Genomic DNA, 26046 nt, shown 5'->3' with positions numbered 1-26046 from the left:
AGATAGTGGCTATAAGAATTTAAGGAAACTGACTATGTCTGAAATGACCCCTCGCGAAATTGTCCATGAGCTTAACCGCCATATTATCGGCCAAGATAATGCAAAGCGCTCAGTCGCGATTGCGCTGCGTAACCGCTGGCGCCGTATGCAGCTTGAAGAGAGCTTGCGTGTTGAAGTAACACCAAAAAACATTCTTATGATTGGTCCTACTGGTGTGGGTAAAACTGAAATTGCTCGCCGTCTAGCGAAACTGGCGAATGCACCGTTTATCAAGGTTGAAGCGACGAAGTTTACCGAAGTAGGCTACGTTGGTAAGGAAGTTGAAACGATTATCCGTGACCTTACTGATGTTGCAATTAAGATGACTCATCAACAAGCGATGGAAAAAGTAAAGTTCCGCGCTGAAGAGCAAGCTGAAGAACGTATTCTTGATGCTCTACTACCGCCAGCTCGCGATGCTTGGGGTCAAAACGAGCAGCAAGATGATAGCGCTTCTAATACACGTCAAATCTTCCGCAAGAAGCTTCGTGAAGGCAAGTTAGACGACAAAGAGATCGAAATCGATGTTGCGGCTCCGCAAATGGGTGTCGAGATCATGGCTCCTCCGGGCATGGAAGAGATGACTAACCAGCTTCAAGGTATGTTCCAAAACCTAGCGGGTGATACTAAGAAGAAGCGCAAACTGAAGATCAAAGATGCCTTCAAAGCACTGACCGAAGAAGAAGCGGCTAAGCTTGTCAATCAAGAAGAGCTGAAAGAGCAAGCGATCTTTAACGTTGAGAACAACGGTATCGTGTTTATCGATGAGATTGATAAGATTTGTAAGCGTGGCGAAAGTTCTGGTCCTGATGTCTCTCGTGAAGGTGTGCAACGTGACCTACTACCTCTGATTGAAGGTAGCACAGTTTCAACTAAGCACGGCATGGTGAAAACAGACCACATTCTATTTGTTGCGTCAGGTGCATTCCAAGTGGCTAAGCCATCGGACCTAATTCCAGAACTGCAAGGTCGTCTACCGATTCGTGTCGAACTAGAAGCGCTTTCAAGTCATGACTTTAAACGTATCCTGACTGAGCCTAAAGCATCACTGACAGAGCAATACGTTGCGCTAATGAAGACAGAAGATGTCGATGTTGAGTTTACTGAAGATGGTATCACTCAAATCGCAGAAGCCGCTTGGACAGTGAATGAGACAACAGAAAACATCGGAGCTCGCCGCTTACACACAGTAATGGAGCGCTTGATGGATGAGATTTCATTCGAAGCGACAGACAAGTCTGGTTCTAAGTTAACCATTGATGCTGCATACGTTAAAGGCAAACTAGGCGATACTATTGAAGATGAAGATCTAAGCCGCTTCATCCTGTAATCCCAATCGGGAAATCAACAGAAACGAAAAAGCCCGCTTAACAGCGGGCTTTGTTTTATCTATTGCTAATTAAATCATGAAGATGAAAATAACAGCCAGTGCAGAGATAAGACCTGCAAATGCATAACAAGCGATCTTGCCGACCAAACCAGTATGGAACTTAAGATCATGCATACCATGATGGACACGGTGCATTGCATGCCACATCGGTAGCGCTAGCGTACCAATGATAAATAGAGCGCCAATGATGCTTGTTGCAAAATCAACCACTCGCTCGTAGCTTAGAGCTTCTGCATTGATGATGCCTAGTGGCGCAAGTACACCAAGAACCAAAATTGTCACAGGGGTAATCATGGCAAACCAAGTACCGCCAGCGCCAAACAATCCCCACCAAATTGGCTCATCAGAACGCTTAGGGGCTCTATCTACAGAAAAATTAGGTTTCATAGTCATCGCTCCTTAAACGATTACCAGCACGATCAGAGAAATAAATGCCACGGCTGCCCATTGAGTAAGCACAATGATCTTCTTATCCACTGGCTTACCTTTTAAGCGAATCGGCATTACCTGCGGCATCATGCTGAAGAACGTTTGAGCGTGCAGTAGGCTACCCGCTAGCGCAACGATGTTAATCGCTACGACCACTGGATTTGCCATAAACTCAAGCCAACCTTGCCAAGCTTCGGGACCTTTCACTAGTGAACCTAAACCGAATGTCAGGAAGACAGTAAATAGAATCAGAGGCAGTACAGTCGCTTCGCGAAGCATGTAGAAGCGGTAAAAAGGATGATCTTTCCACCAAGTACGCTTTACTTCACGAACGTAAGGTTTACGGTTACTCATTCTTATGCCTCCTCTGCTGTTTTTGCTGGTGTGCCGTCAGGCTTCAGCATAGCAATCACGAAGTCCATAGAAGACTCGACTTTACCTTGGTTTACTGCGGCCGCCGGATCGACGTTCTTCGGACACACTTCAGAACAGTAACCGACGAAGGTACAGCCCCAAGCGCCGTTTTCACCATTGATCATCGCCATACGCTCTGCTTTACCATTGTCACGACTATCGAGGTTGTAACGATGGGCAAGAGTCAGTGCAGCAGGGCCGATAAACTCAGGGTTTAGACCAAACTGCGGACATGCTGCGTAACATAGACCACAGTTGATACAACCTGCGAACTGCTTGTACTTAGCCATTTGCTCTGGCGTTTGCAGGTTAGTGCCATCTTCAGGTTTACGATCGTTACCGATGATGTAAGGCTTGATGGCTTCAAGGCGCTCTATGAACGGCGTCATGTCGACAATCAAGTCCTTCTCGATTGGGAAGTTTGCTAATGGTTCGATCTTCACGCCGTTTGGGTAATCGCGCAGGAAGCTTTTACACGCTAGCTTTGGCACGCCGTTAACCATGATGCCGCATGAACCACAGATCGCCATACGACAAGACCAACGGTAAGACAGGTCTTTATCTAGGTTATCTTTGATGTAGCCAAGTGCATCAAGGGTCGACATAGTTTCGTCGAATGGTACTTCAAAGGTCTGAAAATGCGGTTCTGCGTCTTTCTCAGGGTCATAACGCAGAATCTCTACTTTTTGGATGCGATTTGCTGACATTATGCTTGCTCCTCTGCGTTCTTCTGTGCCGCTTTTGCTGCTTCTTCAGCGGCTGCTTTCTCTGCGGCTTCACCGTATAGACGAGCTTTAGGCTGTGACTTAGTGATAGTCACTTTGCTGTAGTCGATAGTTGGCGCTGCATCTGGTTGGAAGAAAGCCAGTGAGTGTTTGAGGAACTCTACGTCATCACGCTCAGTACAACCATCGTCTAGACGCTGGTGGGCACCACGAGACTCTTTTCGTAGGATGGCAGAGTGAACCATAGCTTCTGCCACTTCTAGGCCGTAACCGACTTCGATAGCGTAAAGAAGGTCAGTGTTGAACACTTTGCCTTTGTCTTTGATGCTGATGTTTTTATAGCGAGCTTTCAATTCAGTAATCTTATCGATCGTCGCTTGCATCAAATCTTCTTGGCGGTAGATACCACAGCCCGCTTCCATGGTGTGACCCATTTCAGTACGGATGTCAGCCCAGTTTTCATCGCCTTCTTGGTTCATTAATGCGGCGATACGCTGCTCAACATCTTTGACTTGAGCCGCGATAGACTCTTCGTTCCAGCCCTTGAACTCTGCAGCACGTTTCACTGCCTGCTCACCAGCAACGCGGCCGAATACCACAAACTCAGCCAGCGAGTTAGAGCCTAGACGGTTTGCACCGTGTAGACCAACTGACGCACACTCACCGACGGCAAATAGACCCTTAATGCGAGTTTCACATTCGCCGTTGGTTTCAATACCACCCATGGTGTAGTGAACAGTAGGACGAATTGGAATCGGCTCTTTCGCTGGATCTACGTTGACGTAAGCTTTCGCTAGCTCACAGATAAACGGTAGACGCTCTTGCAGGTACTCTTCACCAAGGTGGCGAAGGTCTAGATGAACCACATCACCTAGAGGATGTTTGATGGTGTTGCCTTTCTGTTGTTCGTGCCAGAAAGCCTGTGAAACCTTGTCGCGAGGACCAAGTTCCATGTATTTGTTCTTTGGCTGGCCAACTGGAGTTTCAGGACCCATGCCGTAATCTTGTAGGTAACGGTAGCCATTCTTGTTTACGATGATACCGCCTTCACCACGACAACCTTCGGTCATCAGGATACCTGTACCTGGAAGACCGGTTGGGTGGTACTGAACGAATTCCATATCACGTAGAGGTACGCCATGACGGTAAGCCATTGCCATACCATCACCAGTTACGATACCACCGTTAGTATTACAGTGGTAAACACGACCTGCGCCACCTGTTGCTAAAACAACAGATTTGGCTTTAATCGTAACGAGTTCACCTTCTGACATATGGATAGCGATCAGACCTTGCACTTCGCCTTCATCGACAAGCAGATCTACCACAAAGTACTCATCAAAGCGTTTGATGTTGTCGTACTTCATTGATGTCTGGAATAGGGTGTGAAGCATATGGAAGCCAGTTTTATCAGCCGCAAACCATGTGCGCTCAACCTTCATACCACCGAATCGGCGTACGTTGACTTCACCGTTCTCTTTACGACTCCATGGGCAGCCCCATTGCTCCATTTGGATCATTTCGCGAGTCGCGTTTTCTACAAAATATTCAACAACGTCCTGTTCACATAGCCAGTCGCCACCGCCAACAGTGTCGTTGAAGTGGTTGTCTAGGCTATCTTCATCCTTGATAACTGCTGCTGAGCCACCCTCCGCTGCGACCGTGTGAGAACGCATTGGATAAACTTTAGAAATCAGTGCGACTTCTAAATCAGGGTTTGCTTCAGCTGCTGCAATAGCAGTGCGAAGACCAGCGCCGCCTGCGCCGATGACTGCGATATCTGTGGTGATAGTTTGCACAGTTATCCTCCAGTGTGAATTTGCGGAGTGTTCCGCTTGTTATAGTTAAATGGGGTAATTCCCCAAAAGTGGTAGGGTTAGTGTAGAAGAGCTAATTTGCAGAAAAATTGATGTATTTAGGTTTTTGCTCCAGTAATGCATTCAAGAGCATAAAAAATATAGGTTATGTGATTGCTATCACGGCAAGAAATGATTGATAGAACAGTAGACAGTAGCGGTTTGTTAAGGTGCTGTTACATGACATTAGCTTGGGCAATATCTAACAGGTGGTCGGTGATATTTTGTTCTGTAATACGTTGAAATCTTGCTTCAGTTAGAAGCCATTTTTAGACGGAGTATTATGCTAGGCAAAGGGCAGTAAACTTGATATTTTCTCAGCCAGATAAAGCAGTGAGATTTTAGTTATGAGTGATCAGTGGCAGCCAACAGCGTCGATAGAGCAACTTAGACAGCGTGCGAACGTGCTTGCGCAAATACGGCGGTTCTTTGCTGAGCGAAACGTGTTGGAGGTTGATACTCCGGCAATGAGCCATGCGACAGTGACGGATATTCACCTACATACTTTTCAGACAGAGTTTATAGGCCCGGGATATGCGGATGGCAGCAAACTCTACTTAATGACTAGTCCTGAATTTCATATGAAGCGATTGCTGGCAGCGGGTAGTGGTTGTATCTATCAGATTAACAAAGCGTTTCGCAACGAAGAGAATGGCCGTTTCCATAACCCAGAGTTCACCATGCTTGAATGGTACCGAGTCGGTTTTGATCACCATAAACTGATGGATGAGATGGATGCTTTACTGCAAGTCGTACTCGAATGTGGTCAAGCGGAGCGAATGACCTACCAACAAGCCTTTATTGATGTGCTTAGCGTTTGCCCATTAGAAAGCACAATGGCTGAGCTAAAGCTAGCAGCCGAGAAGCTAGGCTTAAGTGATATTGCGCAGCCAGAGGAAGATCGTGATACCTTGCTTCAACTACTGTTTAGCATTGGTGTCGAAGGTAAGATAGGCCAAAGCGCTCCGGCTTTTGTTTATGACTTCCCCGCCTCTCAAGCGGCATTGGCGAAGATCAATCAGCAAGATTCACGTGTTGCCGATCGTTTTGAGGTTTACTTTAAAGGCATAGAGCTGGCAAACGGCTTCCATGAGCTAGATGATGCGCAAGAGCAGCTGAAGCGATTTGAGCAAGACAACGCCAAGCGTATTGAGATGGGGCTAAGCCCTCAACCGATCGATCACCATTTAATTGCAGCACTCAAGTCAGGTTTACCTGAATGTGCCGGCGTGGCGCTAGGAGTCGATCGCTTAATCATGCTCGCGATCGGCTGTGATCATATTGATCAGATCACGGCGTTTCCGTTTCCGATAGCGTAAGGAAATGTGCAACAGATTCTTATTCTGAGTGTAATTGACTCGCGTAGGCATCTTAACCTCGCTATACTTCCAATCTGAATTTTTAGTCTAGAGCTGCTAATCCCTTCATTTTTGAAGCCGCAGCGTTGTTGACTACGCCAATTCACCCTAATCACATAGGACGACTATGCTCATAGGGCTGAACTGGCTTGTCGCCTAGCTGCAACTCCAACTATTTTGGGAATACATCCCTTCATTGTTGAAGTGGCAGCTCTATCATCAAAGAGCACAGGACATGCAAGAGTACATCGCATTTTTTCAAGAGAACATGATTCTTTCTCTGGTATGGGTTGGTTTACTAGTCGCCCTTATCATGAATATCTTTAAATCAACGACAGCTGCATATAAAGAAATCACTGCAGCACAAACCACTCAGCTAATGAACCGTGAAAGTGGTGTTGTTGTTGATATCCGCAGTAAAGATGAGTTCCGTAAAGGTCACATTACCGATGCACTTCACATTTTGCCGTCTGATATCAAAGCGGGTAACTTCGGAAGCCTTGAAAACCACAAATCAGACCCAATCATTGTAGTGTGTAAGACAGGTCAAACGGCTCAAGAGAGCGCTAACCTTCTTGCTAAAGCGGGCTTTGAAAATGTAAGTCTGCTTAAAAATGGTTTGATTGCTTGGAGTGAAGCAAACATGCCTTTAGTGAAAGGTAAGAAGTAATTCAAACACCGAATGCCTTAAACGCTGATTGAAAAATCGGCGTTTGTTTTAGAGAGATGTGAAGAGTTCCACGAAATTCATTGGAACCCTAGTCATAGCAAGCTCTCTCAGTTAGTCTCCAATCAGACTATTTATCGCAGGATTAAAGGATTTTTAAAATGGCTGAAGCAGCACCACAACAAGAAGCACAAAACTTCGCAATTCAACGTATCTTCCTTAAAGACGTATCTTTCGAAGCGCCAAACTCACCAGACATGTTCCAAAAAGAGTGGAACCCAGATGTTAAGCTAGACCTAGACACTCAAAGCCGTGAACTAGGTGAAGGTGTATACGAAGTTGTTCTACGTCTGACTGTAACGGTTAAGAACGCTGAAGAGACTGCGTTCCTATGTGAAGTGCAACAAGGTGGTATCTTTACTGCAGATAAGATGGAAGCTGGTCAACTAGCACATTGCCTAGGTGCATTCTGCCCGAACATCCTATTCCCTTACGCTCGCGAAACTATCTCAAGCCTAGTGGTTAAAGGTACGTTCCCACAACTAAACCTAGCACCAGTAAACTTTGATGCTCTGTTTATGAACTACCTACAGCAGCAAGCTCAGCAAGAAGGTGAAGCTGAAGCGTAATGACTGATTCCTCTGTGTAACAGAGGTGCGGTATAAAATGCACAGAGCATCTCTATTTGATGCGATGTGCATTTTTTGTTTATAGGATTGGGTTCTTACCACTGATATTTAGTAGCAATACTAGTAGTTAACGGCAAGATTCTAGTCACCCTAATGACAATCAGGCGGAATAATGAAAGATAAGACCAACAATGCCTACGGGAAAGAAATTGCAATGACCGTACTTGGTGCCGGTTCCTACGGTACTTCGCTTGCCATCTCTTTAGCACGCAATGGTGCCAATGTAGTAATTTGGGGCCATGAACCTGAGCATATGGCTCGTCTGGAAGCAGATCGTGCCAATCACGAGTTTCTACCTGGAATTGAGTTTCCTCAATCATTGATTGTGGAGTCTGATCTTGAGAAGGCAGTGCAAGCAAGTCGTGATTTGCTTGTTGTTGTGCCAAGTCATGTGTTTGGCATTGTGCTAAACAATGTTAAGCCGCACTTGAGAGACGATTCTCGCATTTGTTGGGCAACTAAAGGGCTAGAGCCAGAAACTGGTCGTCTACTGAAAGAAGTCGCCAATGAAGCGCTAGGTGAAGGTTACTCTCTGGCGGTTTTATCTGGACCTACATTTGCGAAAGAACTAGCAATGGGAATGCCGACAGCGATTTCTGTCGCGTCACCAGACAATGACTTTGTGGCGGATTTACAAGAGAAAATCCATTGCAGCAAAACCTTCCGTGTTTATGCAAACAGTGACTTCATCGGTATGCAGTTAGGCGGTGCGGTGAAGAACGTGATTGCGATTGGTGCAGGTATGTCTGATGGTATTGGTTTTGGTGCCAATGCGCGTACGGCTTTGATCACTCGTGGTTTAGCTGAAATGACCCGCTTGGGAGCTGCGCTAGGTGCGCAGCCAGAAACCTTTATGGGCATGGCAGGGTTGGGTGATTTGGTACTCACCTGTACCGACAACCAATCTCGTAACCGTCGCTTTGGCTTAGCACTAGGTCAAGGTAAAGATGTCGATACTGCACAAGATGAAATTGGTCAAGTTGTTGAAGGATATCGCAACACCAAAGAGGTTTACCTATTAGCCGAGCGTATGGGTGTTGAGATGCCAATTGTTGACCAAATATATCAAGTATTGTATCAAGGGAAGGATGCAAACTTAGCGGCGAAAGATTTACTCGCTCGCGATAAGAAAGCGGAAGCATAAAGAACAACAGTAACACTGGACTTTGTATCTAGATACTAGGGATTCAGTACTAGGAAAATTCATGAAACATTGTGAGAAACAGAAGGTTTGGCAAACCATTGTTAAGGAAGCAAGAGAGCTTTCTGAGCAAGAGCCAATGTTAGCAAGCTTCTATCATGCCACGATTATTAAGCACGATAGTTTGAGCGCGGCGTTAAGCTATATTTTAGCGAATAAGCTCAATACTGCATCAATGCCAGCGATGGCGGTCAGGGAAGTGGTTGAAGAAGCCTTAAACTCTGACCCAAGCATCAGCGCTGCTGCCGCTTGTGACATATGTGCCACGGTTAACCGAGATCCTGCTGTTGCAATGTATTCAATGCCACTATTGTACCTGAAAGGCTATCACGCCTTGCAAGGTTATCGAGTAGCAAACTGGCTGTGGAAGCAGGGGCGTATTGCGCTCGCTACTTACCTACAAAACCAAATCTCAGTCGCGTGTCAGGTGGATATTCACCCGGCGGCTAAGATTGGTCGCGGTATCATGTTAGACCATGCGACAGGTATTGTGATTGGTGAAACGGCCATTGTAGAGAATGATGTATCTATCCTACAGGACGTGACATTAGGCGGTACCGGTAAAGAGTGCGGCGATCGTCACCCGAAAATCCGTGAAGGTGTCATGATAGGCGCTGGTGCGAAAATTCTCGGCAATATTGAAGTCGGAGAGGGGGCTAAGATTGGCTCTTGCTCGGTGGTACTTCAGGCTGTTCCCGCTCATACCACAGTGGCTGGGGTTCCAGCCAAGATTGTCGGTAGACCTAAGACTGATAAGCCATCTTTGGATATGGATCAACAATTTAATGGTCGTTCACAAAGCTTTATTGGCGGGGATGGGATTTAAGAGCTAGAACGGACTTCGTCCTATAGAACGCTTCGCTAATGGATAGCGGGATCGGGCTTCGCCCTTCTGGAAAAACAAGGTTGACCTTCTAAGGAAATCAATCAACCTTAGTTATCCAGTTATCCAGTTATCCAGTTATCCAGTTATCCAGTTATCCAGTTATCCAGTTATCCAGTTATCCAGTTATCCAGTTATCCAAAACAAAGAGGGTTGGCACTAAGTGCCAACCCTCTATATTTTTCGCTTCTATTAACCTAGAGCATCAAGTTCAGTAAGAACTTCTTCAGCCCATTCAATCCACGCTTGGCGGATAAGCAGGTTTCTACGTAGCGTTAGGCGCTCTAAACGTTGCTGCTTATCTAGCGTCGCAGTTGTTGAGTAGTACGCGTTTTCGATTTCTTGGTAGTGAGCAACCAGTTTTCGTGACTCTTCAACTAGCTCGGCCAATTGAGCGCGGTACGGCGCAGATGGCTGTACGGCACAAGCCATAAGCTTGGCTGAAAACTCGTCACGGACGGTTGGGTGAGAGGTTGGTTGGTCAAACCATTCACCTAGTGCAGTACGCCCAGAATCAGTAATTGAGTAAACTTTACGATCTGGTTTGCCTTCTTGAGGCTCTAGTACACAGGTTACTAGGTTGTTTTGAGCCATCTTGTTTAACTCGCGATAAACTTGCTGGTGGCTCGCTTTCCAGAAATAGCCGATAGTGGCTGAAAATTCTTTAGTGATATCGTATCCAGTCGCATCGCGTGTGCTTAGTACGGTTAAGATAACGTGTGGTAATGACATGTCTTCAATCCAAATGGTCAATAAACTACTAAATACAACCACTTAATTTCTGTCGTGCTTCTTAATGGCACTGATCATCAGTAGAAAAAGTGGCACCAACAATGTTGGTCATGTCACCTAAAAAAGCCGTTTATCACCTAGGATCGATAGTTAAGGTATCGAAGAGCTGTAGCATGTAGATTTTATATAAGTCGCCACAGCGGTGAAGTAGTATATCTAAATAATAAGCATAAAGTAGAATAGAAGGACAAAATATCCCAAAAAACTGACAAAAATCTCAATAGTGCGTCACATTTAGATAATTATTTTGCAGATTGAGCATAAATGTCTCACCTCCGGTTCTACTTCCTATAAGAAATGCTCCGGAAGATATAAAAAAAGGTTGGTGAGTTCACACCAACCTTCGTTATATTCAGAGGAGAATTAGCCTGTATTACGCATACCTGCCGCAATGCCGGCAATGGTAACCATCAAGGCTTCTTCCAATTCTGGCGCTGCCTGTTCATCTTGGCGAGTACGATAGAGCAGTTCAGCTTGAAGCATGTTCAATGGCTCAACATAGATGTTACGCAGACGAATAGACTCTTGACCCCATGGGTCGCTTTGCATCAAGTTTTCGTTGTTTTCTACGTTCAGCACAGACTTGATATCTTTTTGCAATTGCTGGCGTAGGCGGTCACCAAGAGGCAGTAAGTTGCTGTCGACCAAGCGCTCATCGTAGTAACGAGAAATCTCTAGATTACACTTGGTGTAAACCATTTCTAGCATACCTAGGCGAGTTGAGAAGAATGGCCACTCACGACACATCTCTTCTAGTAGTGCTTGATGGCCTTTATCTACTGAATACTGAATGGCTTCACCGGCACCAAGCCAAGCTGGAAGTACTAGTCGGTTTTGGCTCCATGAGAAGATCCAAGGGATTGCACGTAAGCTTTCTACGCCGCCTTTCGGGTTACGTTTTGCAGGTCTTGAACCTAGCGGCAGTTTGCCAAGTTCTAGCTCTGGTGTCGTTTGACGGAAATAAGGAACAAAGTCTGCTTCACCACGTACCACATTGCGATAAGCTTCACAGCTGACTTCAGACAGCACGTTCATCAGATCACGCCATTCTTGCTTTGGCTCTGGTGGTGGTAGCAGGTTCGCTTCTAGGATCGCACTTGCGTATAAGCTAAAGCTGTTGACCGCCACTTCAGGAAGGCCAAGTTTAAAGCGGATCATCTCACCTTGTTCAGTAACACGTAGACCACCTTTTAAGCTTTTTGGTGGCTGAGAAAGCAGTGCTGCGTGTGCAGGAGCACCACCACGACCGATAGTACCGCCACGGCCGTGGAATAGAGTCAGTTCAACGCCTTCTTCTTCGGCTACCTTAACTAGTGATTCCATTGCGTGGTACTGAGCCCAACCTGCCGACATAACGCCCGCATCTTTGGCTGAATCAGAGTAGCCGATCATGACCATTTGATGGTTTTGGATAAAGCCACGGTATAGGTCGATGCCCATCAGCTGTTTGATAACGGACTCAGCATTGTTCAAGTCATCGAGTGTTTCGAACAGAGGACATACGTCCATGCGGTAAGGGCAACCTGATTCTTGCAATAGTAGGTGTACTGCAAGGACATCAGAAGCTGTACGGGCCATTGAGATAACATAAGCACCAAACGCTTCACGCGGCTGCGCAGCAACGATTTTACAAGTATCGAGCACTTCTTTAACCGCTTCTGACGGCTGCCAGTCTCTTGGTAGCAGTGGGCGCTTCGATGCTAGTTCATTCGTTAAGAAAGCAACTTTGTCTTGCTCACTCCACTGGTCGTAATCGCCAATGCCTAGGTAGCGAGTTAGCTCAGATAGAACATCTGAATGACGAGTACTTTCTTGGCGAACATCGAGACGAACTAGGTGGACACCGAACGCTTTAATACGGCGCAATGTATCCAACAGTGAGCCGTCAGCAATAATGCCCATGCCACACTCGTGCAGAGATTGGTAACATGCGTATAGCGGTTCCCAAAGCTGCTCGACGCGTTGCAGTGGCGCTTTTACCGCTAGCTTCTGACCGTGGATCTTCGCATCAAGGATCTCTTTGGTTTCATTGAGCAGAGCGCGAAGTTCTTTCAGTACAGCGCGGTAAGGTTCATGTTCATCTTCACCAGCTAGGGCACGCACTGCAGCATTACACTGAGTCATTGACAGTTCGCTAACTAGCTCATTGATGTCATTTAGGTAAAGGTCAGCCGCCTTCCAACGCGAAAGGAGCAGAACCTCACGAGTAATGGTGTGCGTTACGAATGGGTTGCCATCGCGGTCACCGCCCATCCAAGAGGAGAAGTGCACTGGTCGCGCGTCAATCGGCAGACCTTCGCCAAGGTAACCTTCTAGGCGCTGATCAAGTTCGCGCAAAAAGTCAGGTACTGCTTCCCAAAGTGAGTTCTCGACGACAGCAAAGCCCCATTTCGCTTCATCAAGCGGCGTTGGTCGTTGCTTACGAATGGTGTCTGAGTGCCAGCTTTGGGCAATCAGCTGCTCTAGACGGCGTTCTGTTTTCTGACGCTCTTTCGCTGAAAGATCACCAAGTTCTAACTTGGATAAGCACTTATTGATCTTCACGAGTTTGTGGATCATGGTGCGACGAGTAATTTCGGTCGGGTGCGCTGTCAGCACCAGCTCAATATTAAGGTCGCGCACTGCTTGCGCTGTATCTAACTTACTAATGTCATTTTGAGCAAGTTTAGAGAATAGGGAGTTAATCGCGTCTGGTTCGCAAACATGAGCATCACAGTGGCGAGAGATGGTATGGTACTGCTCTGCCATGTTAGTCAGGTTTAGAAATTGGTTGAATGCGTGAGCAACAGGGGTTAATTGCTCATTTGGCAGGCTTTTAATCTCATCAATCAAGCTGTCTCTGTCTTGTTGATTGCCTGCGAGGGCGGACTTAGAAAGTTTACGAATGGTTTCTACTTTCTCTAGAAGTACGTCACCATGTGCATCCTTGATGGTGTTACCGAGCAAGTGTCCTAGCATGCTCACATTGCTTCTGAGCGCAGAGTATTTCTCGTTCATTGTCATCCTGCCTTGTAAAAAAATTACATCCAATGTTCCTTGTTAGGTAGACAATCTAGCGAAAAATATCGCTTCGAGTCAAATACTGTAGGCTAAGTTTGCAATAATTGTGCAAGCTAATGTAACGCTTTGCATGTGATGATAATGACTAAATATGTTGAAATTTTCTTACAGAATGGGAAGGGAACGGACTCCGTCCTATGGAAATCGAGAACGGGCTGCGCCCTATAGAACGCTGTGCTCTTGGAACGTGGGCACGATTTTGCCATTTGAGTTCGGGAGAATTTGTCATTCCATAGAGTGACGAAGGAGCGAGTAGGGAATCTCTTTGGATTCTCGGTTTGCTTTGGGAGATCCCCAACTCACTCGTCCCTCGTTCTTGAGGATGACAGCTTATTGAAACACAAAGGGTTGGCGTAATACGCCAACCCTCCGAAAATTCCCAGCTATCCATAGGGCGTAGCCCGTTCCCGCTTCCTTTATCCCGCAGCGAAGCGTTCTCGCTCTGTATTTAAAAACAATACTTATGCATCGCTTTCGACAACACATCTATGGTTGGATCGATAAATTCAAACGCGAGGAACTCGTCTGGCTGGTGGGCTTGGTCAATGGAGCCAGGGCCTAGAACCAGTGTTGGGCATAGCTGCTGCAAGAATGGGGCTTCCGTACAGTAGTTTACTGTTTCAGAACTAGTACCACAGATCTCTTCAACGCCACCGATAAATGGATGGTCATGCTGACACTCGTAGCCGGGGATAGGCTCGTGAAGTGGCGTGATCGAAATTCTACCCGGCCACTTGGCTTCGATTTCTTTGAGTGCGCCGCGCAGCATGTTATCTAGCCCATCTAGGCTAATGCCCGGCAAAGGACGAACATCGTAATGCAGTTCACAACAGCCGCAGATGCGGTTCGCACTGTCACCACCATGAATGTGGCCTAGATTTAACGTCGGGCTAGGAATAGCAAATCCGGGATGATGATACTCTTTAATCAGCTTGTCGCGCAGTTGCATTAAGGCAAATAAAACCTCATGCATGATTTCAATCGCATTGACCCCTAAAGCAGGATCAGATGAGTGGCCCGATTTACCCGTCACTCGCACCGCATTGGCGACATGACCTTTATGGCCTCGAATCGGCACTAGGCTAGTTGGTTCGCCGATGATGCAGTAATCCGGTTTAAATGGGGCGGTCTCAGTGAAGTGGCGTGCGCCGAGCATGGTTGTCTCTTCATCACATGTTGCAAGTACATAGAGAGGTTTGGTCTGTTTGCTCCAATCAACTTTTTTAACCGCTTCTATAATAAAGGCAAAAAAGCCTTTCATATCCGCAGTACCCAAGCCATAAAATCGATTGTTCGCTTCCGTCAACGCGTGTGGCTCGAAATTCCAACTCCCTTCATCGAACGGTACGGTATCACTGTGCCCTGCCAAAAGCAGTCCGCCTTCACCAGAGCCTTTTTTGGCGATTAGGTTAAATTTGCCCGCTTCTACTTCAGTTAAGTTTACTTCAAAGCCTACGTCTTTCAGCCAAGTCGCTAACTTTTCAATCACTTTTGCGTTGCCTTCATCCCAACTGGAGTCCGTTGAGCTTATAGAAGAGGTAGAAATCAGGCCGCTGTAGACCTCAATAAAACTTGGTAATTGCATATTTAGTTTACATTCCCTGTTGACAGAGTTCGGCTAAGAAGGTAAAACACATATTAAATCACTTTTATTGAATAAAAAACCAATAAAAGCTAAATAATTTAAATTTATAGTCATTATCGAAATGACGTTTTTTACTCGAAATGGATGTCTGAGATGCTCAAAACCACAATCATAGGCGCAAGCGGTTATACCGGAGCAGAGCTTGCTTTGATGGTACATAAACACCCTGAACTTACGCTATCAGGTTTATATGTCTCCGCCAATAGCCTTGATGCAGGTAAAGACATCGCACAGCTTCACGGCAAGCTGGCCGGAATTATTAGTCAACCCGTACTTCCTCTCAAAGATGTTGAAGCTGTGGCTAATCAAACGGATGTGGTTTTCCTTGCCACTGCGCATGAAGTAAGCCATGACCTAGCGCCGCAGTTTTTAGCGCAAGGTTGTCAGGTCTTTGATTTGTCTGGCGCCTTTCGCGTTAAAAAAGAAGGCTTCTACAGCGAGTTTTATGGTTTTGAACACCAGCATGATGCTTGGTTAGACAACTCAGCCTACGGATTGGCTGAATGGAATGCACAAGCGATTAAACAGAGTCAGCTTATAGCGGTGCCAGGCTGCTACCCAACAGCTTCACAGTTAGCGGTTAAGCCTTTACTCGAAGCGGGTTTGGTGGATACGGCTCAATGGCCTGTGATTAATGCCACTAGCGGTGTTTCCGGTGCAGGCAGAAAAGCATCGATGACCAATAGTTTTTGTGAGGTCAGCTTACAGCCATACGGTGTCTTTAATCATCGTCATCAGCCGGAAATCGCCAGCCACTTAGGTACAGATGTGATTTTTACCCCGCATCTTGGCAATTTTAAGCGTGGCATTCTCGCCACTATTACGCTCAAACTGGTGGCTGGCGCATCTGAACAACAAGTTAACACTGCGTTTAAAGTAGCTTATGAAAACAAATCGGCAGTGCGCCTTTTAGAGTCAGCGTTGCCGAACATTCAAAATGTAGAAAATACACCTTTCTGCGATTTAGGTTGGAAGGTTCAAGGCGAGCACGTCATCGTTGTTTCAGCGATAGATAACTTGCTCAAAGGTGCATCAAGTCAAGCGATGCAATGTTTAAACATCCACTACGGATTTCCAGAGCTGACTGCTCTTGTTTAATTGAGCAGAGAAGGAAAAGTAATGACAGATAACAAACTTACTCCATTAGTGATCAAATTAGGCGGTGCTGCACTGTCGTGTTCTGAGACTTTAAGCCAGGTATTCGGCGCGATTGCCCAATACCAAAAGCAAGCTCAGCGACGAATTGTGATCGTTCACGGTGGAGGTTATCTGGTGGACGATCTAATGGCGAAACTGCAACTTGAGACAATCAAGAAAGAAGGTCTTCGCGTAACCCCTTATGAGCAAATCCCTGTGATTGCAGGCGCGCTAGCCGGAACAGCCAACAAGATGCTGCAAGGCCAAGCAATTAAAGATGGACTTAATGCAGTCGGTTTGAGTTTAGCGGATGGCGGCTTATGTCACGTCAAAGAGCTAGACCCAGAATTAGGCGCAGTAGGTAAGGCGACACCGGGAGACTCAACCGTGCTGCAAGCGATTTTGCAAACGGGCGCTCTACCTATCATCAGCTCTATCGGCCTAACAGAGCAAGGCCAGATGATGAATGTCAATGCAGACCAAGCGGCGGTAGCTGTGGCTGGAGCCTTAGATGCTGAACTGGTTCTACTGTCGGATGTTAGCGGTGTACTGGATGGCAAAGGTCATCTAATCAAAAGCCTTGATGAAAAAGAAGCGCAGAACCTCATCAATGGTCATGTGATTACTGACGGCATGATTGTCAAAGTGAACGCAGCACTCGAAGCGGCTAATGACTTAGGTCGACCAATTGAAGTTGCAACTTGGCGTTATCCAGAAAAGCTCGCCGAGCTATTTGCCGGACAGAGCATTGGAACCCAGTTTTTACCGCAGTAGTTGGTAGTAAAGAATTAGAGCTGAATGCATAGGCGTTGAGCGATAAAAATAGATTAAACAGGAAGTAACCCGCAGCACTGACCGCCACGCGCAGCGCCGGGATTTGGAGAAAGAAAAATGAGCAAAGTTCAAGTAAATAAAGTAGTTGTCGCATATTCTGGCGGTCTGGATACATCAGTGATCATTCCATGGCTAAAAGAGAATTACGATTGTGAAGTGGTTGCTTTCGTCGCTGATGTCGGTCAAGGCGCGGAAGAGCTAGAAGGCATTGAAGAAAAAGCCAAAGCCTCTGGTGCATCGGAGTGCTACATTGCTGACCTTAAAGAAGAGATGGTGGCAGACTACATCTACCCAACTCTAAAAACAGGTGCCTACTACGAAGGTAAGTACTTACTAGGTACTTCAATGGCTCGTCCAATCATTGCTAAAGCGCAAGTGGAAGTGGCACGTAAAGTTGGTGCGGATGCGCTTTGTCATGGCTGTACCGGTAAAGGTAATGACCAAGTTCGTTTTGAAGGTGCATTTGCGGCACTCGCACCGGACCTGCATGTTATTGCCCCTTGGCGTGAATGGGATCTTGTCAGCCGTGAAGAGTGTCTTGATTACCTAGCTGAGCGTAATATCCCTTGTACTGCCTCTCTAACGAAAATTTATTCACGTGATGCGAACGCTTGGCACATCTCGACAGAAGGTGGTGTGTTAGAAGACACTTGGAATGCACCAAACGATGATTGCTGGGCATGGACAGTCGATCCAGAGCAAGCACCTAATGAAGCTGAATACGTAACGCTAAAAGTTGAAAAAGGCGAAGTGGTAGGTGTTGATGGTGAAAACATGACACCGTACAACGCACTTGTGTACCTGAATGACAAAGGTGTGAAGCATGGTGTTGGACGTATCGATATCGTTGAAAACCGCCTAGTAGGGATGAAGTCTCGTGGTTGTTACGAAACTCCGGGAGGCACTATCATGATGGAAGCGCTTCGCGCAGTAGAGCAACTTGTGCTAGATAAAACTGCATTTGAGTTCCGTGAAGAGCTTGGTGTGAAAGCCTCTCACCTAGTTTATGACGGTCGTTGGTTTACTCCGTTATGTAAGTCAATTCTGGCGGCATCAGAAGAGCTTGCTCAAGACGTGAATGGTGAAGTCGTGGTTAAGCTATACAAAGGCCAAGCGACAGTGACTCAGAAGCGTTCAGACAACAGCCTTTACTGCGAAGAGTTTGCAACCTTTGGTGAAGATGAAGTTTATGACCAAAGCCACGCTGAAGGCTTTATCCGCCTTTACTCGCTATCAAGCCGTATCCGTGCACTGAATAGTCAGAAGAAATAACCACTGACGGTTAGAAATCTAGAGCCCACTTGGTTAGACAAGTGGGCTTTTTGCTTTTCAGAGAAGGGAGTTAGCTCAAGAAATTAGTTTTGAATAAATATGTTGAAAAAGTGAATTAATACTTTATTTTTGATCTGATTTGCCGTAACTTTGAACCATCAAACAATACTGAATCTAATTCAGAGTAAACGAAAGCAATTTTACTAACCAGCACGACTAGTGAGCACAGGTAATCAGGAGAAACGCGATGGCATTATGGGGCGGAAGATTTACCCAAGCAGCAGATACGAGATTCAAAGATTTTAACGACTCATTGCGCTTCGATTACCGATTAGCTGAACAAGATATCGTGGGTTCAATCGCTTGGTCAAAGGCTTTACTCTCTGTTGATGTTTTAACGGAACAAGAACAGCAAAAACTAGAGCTTGCTTTGAATGAGCTTAAGCTCGAAGTGATGGAAGACCCTCACCAAATCCTGCGTTCAGATGCAGAAGACATCCACTCCTGGGTCGAGCAGCAGTTAATTGGCAAAGTGGGCGATCTTGGAAAAAAGCTTCACACTGGGCGTTCACGTAATGATCAGGTGGCAACCGACCTAAAACTCTGGTGTCGTCAGCAAGGTCAGCAGTTATTGATGGCGCTTGATCGTCTTCAAGCACAAATGGTGTCAGTGGCAAAAGTGCATCAAGATACGGTTTTACCGGGCTATACCCACTTGCAGCGTGCTCAGCCGGTTACATTTGCCCATTGGTGTCTTGCCTATGTAGAAATGTTTGAGCGTGACTACTCACGTTTAGAAGATGCCATTACTCGTCTTGATACGTGTCCTTTAGGCTCTGGAGCCTTGGCGGGAACTGCGTATCCAATCGACCGTGAAAAAGTAGCCCATAACCTTGGCTTCCGCCGCGCGACTCGTAACTCTCTTGATTCCGTGTCAGATCGTGATCATGTGATGGAACTGATGTCAGTGGCGTCAATCTCAATGTTGCATCTATCTCGTCTTGCTGAAGATATGATCTTCTACAATTCGGGTGAGTCCAACTTTATAGAGTTAGCCGATACAGTAACGTCGGGTTCTTCACTGATGCCGCAGAAGAAAAACCCAGATGCTCTTGAGCTTATCCGTGGTAAAACGGGGCGCGTTTATGGCTCTCTAGCTGGCATGATGATGACAGTGAAGGCTTTGCCGCTTGCATACAACAAGGATATGCAAGAAGACAAAGAAGGCCTGTTTGATGCCCTAGATACTTGGAACGACTGTATGGAAATGGCAGCGTTATGTTTCGATGGTATCAAGGTCAACGGCGAGCGTACTCTAGAAGCGGCTAAGCAAGGCTATGCTAATGCTACTGAATTAGCAGATTACCTAGTCGCGAAAAAGATTCCGTTCCGCGAAGCGCACCATATTGTGGGTGTAGCGGTTGTTGGTGCGATAGCTAAAGGTTGTGCACTAGAAGAACTTTCGATTGCTGAGCTAAAAGAGTTCTCGCCAGTGATTGAAGAGGATGTCTACGACATATTAACCATTGAGTCTTGCCTAGAGAAACGTAGTGCGCTTGGTGGTGTATCGCCAAAACAGGTTGCTTACGCAGTAGAACAGGCCGAAGGCCGACTGATTAAGCGCGACTCTTCAGCAGTGAATGTGCGTCCTGCTCGTTTAACCGATATCGAATCATTAGAAGGTATGGTCGCTTATTGGGCGAACATGGGTGAAAACCTACCACGTTCACGTAGTGAGCTAGTGCGTGATATCGGCTCTTTTGCTGTAGCTGAACACAATGGTGAAATTACTGGCTGCGCCTCTTTGTATGTCTATGATTCAGGGTTAGCAGAAGTTCGCTCGCTAGGTGTCGAAGCAGGCTGGCAAGGTCAAGGACAGGGCAGTGCAATAGTTCAGTATCTGGTTGAGAAGGCGCGTCAGATGGCGATTAAGAAAGTATTCGTTCTGACTCGTACCCCTGAGTTCTTTATGAAGCAATCCTTCTTGCCAACATCGAAGTCCTTGTTACCTGAGAAAGTGCTTAAAGATTGCGACCAGTGCCCAAGACAACATGCATGTGATGAGGTGGCCTTGGAAGTGAACCTTGCAGAGCAAGCAATAGCACGGGTTAACGTTGCCTAACTAACTGATTCAGAAAGATCTAAATAAAAGATCAAAAAAGATCGAAGTTTTTGGGAACTATTAAGAAAAAGCCCGGTCTATTAAAGTACCACTGCTTTTTCTTAGAAGAATCTAAGAAGGCCCCAAACCATCATTGGTTTTGGGGCTTTTTTCTTTTTTGCTCTTCATAATCGATGCCATAGCTTCGTTGTCAAAAAAACTTACTGGAATGCCAGCCCAGCTATCAAATAGGCAAGCTATGCTCATAGAATTCGTTTTTTATCCTCCTTGCCTTGACACCGATTATTTTGAGCAAGTCCGTTTTAACTATTGTTTCTTTTTTTGCGCTTTCGCCAAGGCAAGATGATAAATCGCATCCAGAGGTGAAGGAACAGCAAACCGTTGAAAGCAAAGCCTGCCATAATGAGCGCGATAGACTCGATGCTCTGAGGGTTGTCACGAAAAACGAACCACCAGATGATCCAACATAACACGGATAAGACAGTGAGCTGATCCATGCAGCGTTGGCATCGGCCTATTTTCTTCCAGAACCAGTCACTATTTTTGCAGTATTTACATGTCATGATTGCGGTTAATTCGGTAACATACGAGGTCTTAGCATATCTCAATTAACCTCAAAGTGATAAAAATGATCGAACGTCAACAAACCAAACAACGAATGAGCCGTATTGTAAAGCACAATGGAACTATCTACCTTTGTGGCCAAGTTTGCGCAGACGCAACTAAAGGCATTACTGAACAGACTCAAACCATGCTAGATAAGGTTGAAGAGTTACTGCTAGAAGCGGGCAGTGATAAAGAGCATATGCTTTCAGCGACTATCTACATCAAGGATATGAAAGATTTCCAAGAAATGAATGCTGTTTGGGATGCTTGGGTTCCGGAAGGTCATGCACCTGCTCGCGCATGTGTAACCGCAGATATGGCACGTGAAGCTTTATTGGTTGAAATTTCTGTGATTGCTGCAGAAAAGTAACCCAAGAACGACGAAAAAAACGAGCTATTTAGCTCGTTTTTTCTTGAGTATTTATCGCTCAGTTACTATTGAGCCAAATAAGCATCTAGCTCTTCACTGCCACCAATGTGCTTACCACCGATAAAGACTTGTGGCACAGTGGTGCGGCCAGAAATAGCGCGCAAACTTACTGTTGTCGCATCTTTACCTAGAATGATCTCTTCATATTGAAGGTCGTTGTCAATCAGTGCTTGTTTAGCTTTGACACAGAACGGACAGCCCGGCTTACTAAATACGGTAATCGATTCTTGCGTTTTGAATTCTGGTGCTACGTGTTTAAGCATTGTATCCGCATCAGATACTTTGAACGGGTCGCCCGGCTCGTTTGGCTCAATGAACATCTTCTCCACCACGCCATTTTTTACTAGCATGCTGTACCGCCATGAGCGTTTTCCAAAGCCTAGGTCATTCTTGTCAACCAACATACCCATACCGTCAGTAAACTCGCCATTACCATCTGGAATAAAAGTGATGTTTTCTGCTTCTTGGTCTGACTTCCAAGCATTCATTACGAAAGTATCGTTAACAGACATACAGATGATTTCATCAACGCCGTGGTCTTTAAAAACTGAGAACAACTCGTTGTAACGTGGCAGATGGCTAGATGAACAAGTCGGAGTGAAAGCGCCCGGTAAGCTAAACACAATCACTGTTTTATCTTTGAATAGCTCATCACTGGTGACGTTAACCCATGCGTCACCCTGACGAATAGGGAATGTAACTTGTGGTACGTTTTGACCTTCTTTAGATGCAAACATATTGGTTTCCTTAATAGCGGATTATTTTAATTTTATTATGGAGTCTTATCAGTGTAGTGACTGTGCTCTGTCTCAATGGGTTTATTATTGAAGAAATTCTTTGATAGCTCTAATCGTTTAATGTTATGGTTTTGATAGATGATTTCTATCTTAAAGGTGGGGAGTAGAGATAATGAATATTCGTGATTTTGAGTATTTGGTCGCGCTTGCTGAGCACAAACATTTCCGTAAAGCCGCAGAAGCTTGCTTTGTCAGCCAGCCAACACTAAGTGGTCAAATTCGTAAATTGGAAGATGAGCTAGGCACGGCACTTTTAGAGCGTAGTAGTCGCCGAGTACTGTTCACCGATGCGGGCTTACAGCTGGTTGATCAAGCTAAGCGTATTCTGTCAGAAGTGAAGACCTTCAAGGATATGGCAAGCGGTCAAGCAGGTGAAATGGTTGGTCCTATGCATATTGGCTTTATTCCAACCGTCGGCCCTTATCTACTGCCGAAAATCATTCCTATGCTCAAAGAAGCTTTCCCTGATCTAGAGCTGTTTTTGCATGAAGCGCAAACTCATCAACTGGTTCGCCAGTTAGAAGATGGTAAGTTAGATTGTTTGGTGTTGGCGTCGGTTTCGGAAACCGCGCAGTTCAAAGAGATTGAAGTTTACAATGAGCCACTGAGCATCGCAGTGCCTTGTGACCATGAATGGGCCAAGCTAGACCAAGTTGATATGCTCGACCTCAATGGTAAAACCGTTCTTGCGCTTGGTGATGGGCACTGTTTACGCGATCAAGCATTAGGCTTCTGTTTTGCTGCGGGCGCGCAAGACGATGAACGATTTAAAGCGACCAGCTTAGAAACCCTGCGCAATATGGTGGCCGCAGGTGCGGGCATTACTTTGTTGCCAGAGCTGTCGTTACCGAAAGAAAAAGAGAAAGATGGGGTATGTTATGTCCCAGCTACCAATCCGGTGCCTTCACGCAGTATCGTGTTGGCGTATCGACCGGGCTCTCCGCTAAGATCTCGCTTTGAACAGTTAGCTCAAGCAATCAAAACCCAGCTTGAAGACAACTGATAAGTTACAGATAAAAAAGAGGTTGATGCGAAAACATCAACCTCTTTTCTTTTCGTGCTGTAATGCGTTAGAACAGCTCTTCGCCGCCATCAGAAGTGTAGATACTGTCAGTAATCTCACTGGTGACGTACTCGGTAGGTTCAGTACCTTCTAAGAAGTATTCAAACATAGAGCTAGAGTCGAACTTATTGGTCAAGAGACCAGAGTCTCGATCAATTCGAACTCGTACGATATTTTGCGGAATCGTTTTGCTTTGTTGAGGAACTCCCGCAAGCGCTGTACGCATAAAGTCGACCCATGCCGGTTGAGCTGTTTTTGCCCCTGCTTCAGCACCAGTAATCTGATCTTTGCCGAGATTACTGTTAGTTTTGGTTCGACCTAGCTTACGCGTGTGATCATCGAAACCGACCCAAGCGATAGCGACCATTCCTGGGCCATAACCGTTATACCAAGCATCTTTAGAGTCGTTAGTCGTACCGGTTTTACCACCAATGTCGCGACGTTGCAGCTTCTGAGCACGCCAACCGGTACCGTTCCAACCTGTGCCGTCACGCCAGTTACCGCCACCCCAGACGTTGCTGTACATCATTTCACGCATCAAGAATGCAGTTTGCTCTGAGATCACTTGTGGAGCATATTGAGGCTCTTCAGTGACCTCAGTTGTCACATCTTGCTCGGCAAATTCATTGTCACTTGTGGCTGCTTGGGTGCAGTCTTTATGACAGACCACTTTTGGTGATGCTTCAAATTCTAGGTCACCAAATGGGCCTTCCACTCGGCTGATATAGAAGGGTTCTACATAGTAGCCACCATTAGCGAACACTGAGTAGCCTTGAGCCATTTTCATTGGTGTTAAGCTACCCGCACCAAGAGCAATGGTTTCTGAACGCGGCACTTGGTCTATATCGAAACCAAAGCGTGTTAAGTATTGGCGCGTTTCATCAAGGCCGACTTCACGCAATACGCGCACAGCCATTACGTTTTTCGATTGTGCTAAACCAATACGTAAGCGAGTAGGGCCAATGTAAGTTGGTGGCGAGTTCTTTGGTCGCCAAGCTGTACCTTGACTCTTATCCCATTGGTTAATCGGAGCGTCATTGATCAGGGTCGCAAGTGTTAGCCCCTTATCGATCGCAGCGGCATAAATAAAGGGTTTAATACTTGAACCAACTTGACGTACTGACTGAGTGGCACGGTTAAACTTGTTATGAACAAAGTTAAAACCACCAACCAACGACAAGACGGCGCCATTTTCAGGGTTCATGGCAACAAATGCAGTGTTCGCATTCGGCACTTGGCTTAGGTGCCAAGCGAAGCTTGGAGCTTGGCCTTCAACTGTGCTTTCAACTTCACGCACCCAAATTTGCTCACCTTCAGCTAAGACATCTTTGGCACTGCTTGGCGGTGGACCTTGGCGATCATCAGTGAGGAATTTACGAGCCCACTTGATGCCATCCCACTCTAAGGTGTTGATCCCTTGGTCCTTAACCCAAATGGTTGCTTGTTTGTTATCTACCTTAGTGACAACAGCAGGAACGAGCTGACCATAAGTTGGAACGTTGTCGAGCGTTTTATCTATTTTCTGCTCATCAAGGGCTGGTTTGCCTGGCTGCCAAAGAACCTTTTCCGCACCGCGGTAGCCGTGACGCTCATCGTAAGCCAGCAAGTTGTCGATCGCCGATTTGTTTGCTGCTGCTTGAAGCTTTGAATCTACCGTGGTGTAGATGTTCATGCCTGATGTGTACGCTTCTTCTTGACCGTAGCGAGCAACCATCCAAGCGCGCGCTAGCTCTGCAACGTATGGGGCACTTAGCTCGATTTCTGCACCATGATAGCGTGCAACGATCTCTTCACCGCGAGCCTCTTCATACTCAGCCTGAGTAATGTATTTCTCGTCGAGCATACGCAGTAGTACGACATTGCGACGGTTCGTCGCACGCTCAAGCGAGTAAATAGGGTTCATGGTTGAAGGCGCTTTTGGCATACCGGCAAGCGTAGCGATCTCACTGAGTGTGAGTTTTTGAAGCTCTTTACCAAAATAGGTTTGCGCCGCGGCACCAAAGCCATAAGAGCGATAACCTAAGAAGATCTTATTGACGTACAGCTCCATGATCTCTTCTTTGCTAAGAAGTTGTTCGATATGGATAGCAATAAAGATCTCTTTGATTTTGCGCATGATCTTCTTTTCATTGGAAAGGAAGAAGTTACGAGCTAGCTGCTGAGTAATGGTACTTGCACCTTGCTTGGCCGAGCCTGAAAGTGCAACCACGACGGCCGCGCGAGTAATACCAATCGGGTCGATACCAGGGTGATCGTAAAAGCGGCTATCTTCTGTTGCGATTAGCGCTTCGATCAGATGCTGTGGAATATCGTCATAAGCGACAGGGATACGACGTTTCTCGCCGAACTGGGAGATCAGTTTACCGTCTTGGCTAAACACCTGCATTGGAGTTTGCAGTTTTACGTCTTTCAATGTTGCTACGTCTGGTAGCTCTGGCTTCACATACAAGTAGAAGCCGAATATCGTACCGACCCCAAGAATTATGCAAATCAATGTGAATATAAGTAGTCGCTTTATGAACTTCACCGGAGATTCCCTGATTGATTGGGTTCACTAAGTGTAAACCCTTGTACTTTAAGCTAAAAATCTAGCTCATTTTGTCTATGTGCTTATTTAACCATCAATTTAAGCAAATG

At 46.1% G+C, this 26046-nt stretch carries 22 protein-coding genes; 12 read left to right on the top strand and 10 right to left on the bottom strand.

The window, feature by feature from the left end:
* Positions 1 to 34 precede the first annotated feature (34 nt).
* Entirely contained in the window at positions 35 to 1369 is a 1335-nt protein-coding gene (hslU, locus tag LYZ37_RS13910; RefSeq protein WP_272785860.1) for an HslU--HslV peptidase ATPase subunit, read from the top strand.
* A 69-nt stretch (positions 1370 to 1438) separates the two neighbouring features.
* Here the strand turns inward: hslU and frdD are convergent, their stop codons facing one another.
* From frdD to frdA, 4 genes are read right to left on the bottom strand one after another with little or no spacing between them, the layout of a single operon-like run.
* Positions 1439 to 1816, bottom strand: coding sequence for a fumarate reductase subunit FrdD (gene frdD / locus LYZ37_RS13905; protein WP_239866970.1), 378 nt, complete (start codon positions 1814 to 1816; stop codon positions 1439 to 1441).
* A 12-nt stretch (positions 1817 to 1828) separates the two neighbouring features.
* Positions 1829 to 2212: a fumarate reductase subunit FrdC gene (gene frdC, locus LYZ37_RS13900; RefSeq protein WP_004743268.1), complete on the bottom strand. Its 384-nt coding sequence runs from the start codon at positions 2210 to 2212 to the stop codon at positions 1829 to 1831.
* A gap of 2 nt (positions 2213 to 2214) precedes the next feature.
* Entirely contained in the window at positions 2215 to 2979 is a 765-nt protein-coding gene (locus tag LYZ37_RS13895; protein ID WP_045975826.1) for a succinate dehydrogenase/fumarate reductase iron-sulfur subunit, read from the bottom strand.
* Positions 2979 to 4796, bottom strand: a complete 1818-nt coding sequence (frdA, locus tag LYZ37_RS13890) for a fumarate reductase (quinol) flavoprotein subunit (protein WP_065740847.1) — start codon at positions 4794 to 4796, stop codon at positions 2979 to 2981. The genes LYZ37_RS13895 and frdA overlap by 1 nt, the downstream gene beginning before the upstream one ends.
* A gap of 404 nt (positions 4797 to 5200) precedes the next feature.
* Here frdA and epmA point away from each other — a divergent pair, with 404 nt between their 5' ends.
* From epmA to cysE, 5 genes are all read left to right on the top strand, one after another.
* Complete coding sequence (gene epmA / locus LYZ37_RS13885) at positions 5201 to 6172, top strand: elongation factor P--(R)-beta-lysine ligase (RefSeq protein WP_272785858.1); 972 nt, start codon at positions 5201 to 5203, stop codon at positions 6170 to 6172.
* 274 nt (positions 6173 to 6446) lie between these two features.
* Complete coding sequence (locus LYZ37_RS13880; protein ID WP_004743279.1) at positions 6447 to 6881, top strand: rhodanese-like domain-containing protein; 435 nt, start codon at positions 6447 to 6449, stop codon at positions 6879 to 6881.
* A gap of 158 nt (positions 6882 to 7039) precedes the next feature.
* Positions 7040 to 7507, top strand: coding sequence for a protein-export chaperone SecB (gene secB / locus LYZ37_RS13875; protein WP_004743280.1), 468 nt, complete (start codon positions 7040 to 7042; stop codon positions 7505 to 7507).
* Positions 7508 to 7679: 172 nt separating this feature from the next.
* Positions 7680 to 8711 (top strand): NAD(P)H-dependent glycerol-3-phosphate dehydrogenase, encoded by a 1032-nt coding sequence (gene gpsA, locus LYZ37_RS13870; RefSeq protein WP_004743281.1) that lies wholly within the window; start codon positions 7680 to 7682, stop codon positions 8709 to 8711.
* Between the two features lie 61 nt (positions 8712 to 8772).
* Positions 8773 to 9594, top strand: a complete 822-nt coding sequence (cysE, locus tag LYZ37_RS13865) for a serine O-acetyltransferase (protein ID WP_004743282.1) — start codon at positions 8773 to 8775, stop codon at positions 9592 to 9594.
* A 249-nt stretch (positions 9595 to 9843) separates the two neighbouring features.
* On the opposite strand, the gene LYZ37_RS13860 is transcribed toward cysE, so the two are convergent.
* From LYZ37_RS13860 to argE, 3 genes are all read right to left on the bottom strand, one after another.
* On the bottom strand, positions 9844 to 10383 hold the full coding sequence (locus tag LYZ37_RS13860) for a PadR family transcriptional regulator (protein ID WP_004743283.1): 540 nt from the start codon (positions 10381 to 10383) through the stop codon (positions 9844 to 9846).
* Positions 10384 to 10806: 423 nt separating this feature from the next.
* Entirely contained in the window at positions 10807 to 13440 is a 2634-nt protein-coding gene (gene ppc, locus LYZ37_RS13855; RefSeq protein ID WP_272785857.1) for a phosphoenolpyruvate carboxylase, read from the bottom strand.
* A 511-nt stretch (positions 13441 to 13951) separates the two neighbouring features.
* Complete coding sequence (gene argE, locus LYZ37_RS13850) at positions 13952 to 15088, bottom strand: acetylornithine deacetylase (RefSeq protein WP_272785856.1); 1137 nt, start codon at positions 15086 to 15088, stop codon at positions 13952 to 13954.
* A 153-nt stretch (positions 15089 to 15241) separates the two neighbouring features.
* On the opposite strand from argE, the gene argC reads away from it, so the two are divergent.
* From argC to argH, 4 genes are all read left to right on the top strand, one after another.
* The gene (gene argC, locus LYZ37_RS13845) at positions 15242 to 16246 is read left to right on the top strand and encodes an N-acetyl-gamma-glutamyl-phosphate reductase (protein WP_272785855.1); all 1005 of its coding nucleotides are present in this window, start codon (positions 15242 to 15244) and stop codon (positions 16244 to 16246) included.
* A gap of 21 nt (positions 16247 to 16267) precedes the next feature.
* Positions 16268 to 17059, top strand: a complete 792-nt coding sequence (gene argB, locus LYZ37_RS13840; RefSeq protein WP_004743287.1) for an acetylglutamate kinase — start codon at positions 16268 to 16270, stop codon at positions 17057 to 17059.
* Between the two features lie 117 nt (positions 17060 to 17176).
* Positions 17177 to 18391 (top strand): argininosuccinate synthase, encoded by a 1215-nt coding sequence (locus LYZ37_RS13835; RefSeq protein ID WP_171325614.1) that lies wholly within the window; start codon positions 17177 to 17179, stop codon positions 18389 to 18391.
* A gap of 247 nt (positions 18392 to 18638) precedes the next feature.
* Complete coding sequence (argH, locus tag LYZ37_RS13830) at positions 18639 to 20513, top strand: argininosuccinate lyase (RefSeq protein WP_171325616.1); 1875 nt, start codon at positions 18639 to 18641, stop codon at positions 20511 to 20513.
* A gap of 302 nt (positions 20514 to 20815) precedes the next feature.
* Here the strand turns inward: argH and LYZ37_RS13825 are convergent, their stop codons facing one another.
* Positions 20816 to 21076: a DUF3624 domain-containing protein gene (locus LYZ37_RS13825; protein ID WP_272787175.1), complete on the bottom strand. Its 261-nt coding sequence runs from the start codon at positions 21074 to 21076 to the stop codon at positions 20816 to 20818.
* Positions 21077 to 21141: 65 nt separating this feature from the next.
* On the opposite strand from LYZ37_RS13825, the gene LYZ37_RS13820 reads away from it, so the two are divergent.
* Positions 21142 to 21489 carry a RidA family protein gene (locus LYZ37_RS13820; protein ID WP_004743292.1) on the top strand — a complete coding sequence of 116 codons (348 nt, stop codon included), beginning with the start codon at positions 21142 to 21144 and terminating at the stop codon, positions 21487 to 21489.
* Between the two features lie 65 nt (positions 21490 to 21554).
* On the opposite strand, the gene LYZ37_RS13815 is transcribed toward LYZ37_RS13820, so the two are convergent.
* On the bottom strand, positions 21555 to 22286 hold the full coding sequence (locus LYZ37_RS13815) for a glutathione peroxidase (protein ID WP_239827314.1): 732 nt from the start codon (positions 22284 to 22286) through the stop codon (positions 21555 to 21557).
* Positions 22287 to 22458: 172 nt separating this feature from the next.
* Between LYZ37_RS13815 and oxyR the strand changes: the two genes are divergently transcribed.
* Positions 22459 to 23349: a DNA-binding transcriptional regulator OxyR gene (gene oxyR / locus LYZ37_RS13810; RefSeq protein WP_272785854.1), complete on the top strand. Its 891-nt coding sequence runs from the start codon at positions 22459 to 22461 to the stop codon at positions 23347 to 23349.
* Between the two features lie 67 nt (positions 23350 to 23416).
* Here the strand turns inward: oxyR and LYZ37_RS13805 are convergent, their stop codons facing one another.
* Positions 23417 to 25936 carry a penicillin-binding protein 1A gene (locus tag LYZ37_RS13805; RefSeq protein WP_272785853.1) on the bottom strand — a complete coding sequence of 840 codons (2520 nt, stop codon included), beginning with the start codon at positions 25934 to 25936 and terminating at the stop codon, positions 23417 to 23419.
* Between the last annotated feature and the right edge of the window lie 110 nt (positions 25937 to 26046).

This window comes from Vibrio tubiashii, assembly GCF_028551255.1.
GTDB lineage: Bacteria > Pseudomonadota > Gammaproteobacteria > Enterobacterales > Vibrionaceae > Vibrio > Vibrio tubiashii_B.
The sequence above is the reverse complement of the archived record's forward strand: the minus strand, read 5'-3'. Positions and strand labels throughout refer to the sequence as shown.

Bases quoted from the DNA above. Each gene is read 5' to 3' on its own strand.
- hslU (WP_272785860.1), top strand. From the start codon at position 35: ATGTCTGAAATGACCCCTCGCGAAATTGTCCATGAGCTTAACCGCCAT.
- frdD (WP_239866970.1), bottom strand. From the start codon at position 1,816: ATGAAACCTAATTTTTCTGTAGATAGAGCCCCTAAGCGTTCTGATGAG.
- frdC (WP_004743268.1), bottom strand. From the start codon at position 2,212: ATGAGTAACCGTAAACCTTACGTTCGTGAAGTAAAGCGTACTTGGTGG.
- LYZ37_RS13895 (WP_045975826.1), bottom strand. From the start codon at position 2,979: ATGTCAGCAAATCGCATCCAAAAAGTAGAGATTCTGCGTTATGACCCT.
- epmA (WP_272785858.1), top strand. From the start codon at position 5,201: ATGAGTGATCAGTGGCAGCCAACAGCGTCGATAGAGCAACTTAGACAG.
- LYZ37_RS13880 (WP_004743279.1), top strand. From the start codon at position 6,447: ATGCAAGAGTACATCGCATTTTTTCAAGAGAACATGATTCTTTCTCTG.
- secB (WP_004743280.1), top strand. From the start codon at position 7,040: ATGGCTGAAGCAGCACCACAACAAGAAGCACAAAACTTCGCAATTCAA.
- gpsA (WP_004743281.1), top strand. From the start codon at position 7,680: ATGAAAGATAAGACCAACAATGCCTACGGGAAAGAAATTGCAATGACC.
- cysE (WP_004743282.1), top strand. From the start codon at position 8,773: ATGAAACATTGTGAGAAACAGAAGGTTTGGCAAACCATTGTTAAGGAA.
- LYZ37_RS13860 (WP_004743283.1), bottom strand. From the start codon at position 10,383: ATGTCATTACCACACGTTATCTTAACCGTACTAAGCACACGCGATGCG.
- ppc (WP_272785857.1), bottom strand. From the start codon at position 13,440: ATGAACGAGAAATACTCTGCGCTCAGAAGCAATGTGAGCATGCTAGGA.
- argE (WP_272785856.1), bottom strand. From the start codon at position 15,088: ATGCAATTACCAAGTTTTATTGAGGTCTACAGCGGCCTGATTTCTACC.
- argC (WP_272785855.1), top strand. From the start codon at position 15,242: ATGCTCAAAACCACAATCATAGGCGCAAGCGGTTATACCGGAGCAGAG.
- argB (WP_004743287.1), top strand. From the start codon at position 16,268: ATGACAGATAACAAACTTACTCCATTAGTGATCAAATTAGGCGGTGCT.
- LYZ37_RS13835 (WP_171325614.1), top strand. From the start codon at position 17,177: ATGAGCAAAGTTCAAGTAAATAAAGTAGTTGTCGCATATTCTGGCGGT.
- argH (WP_171325616.1), top strand. From the start codon at position 18,639: ATGGCATTATGGGGCGGAAGATTTACCCAAGCAGCAGATACGAGATTC.
- LYZ37_RS13825 (WP_272787175.1), bottom strand. From the start codon at position 21,076: ATGACATGTAAATACTGCAAAAATAGTGACTGGTTCTGGAAGAAAATA.
- LYZ37_RS13820 (WP_004743292.1), top strand. From the start codon at position 21,142: ATGATCGAACGTCAACAAACCAAACAACGAATGAGCCGTATTGTAAAG.
- LYZ37_RS13815 (WP_239827314.1), bottom strand. From the start codon at position 22,286: ATGTTTGCATCTAAAGAAGGTCAAAACGTACCACAAGTTACATTCCCT.
- oxyR (WP_272785854.1), top strand. From the start codon at position 22,459: ATGAATATTCGTGATTTTGAGTATTTGGTCGCGCTTGCTGAGCACAAA.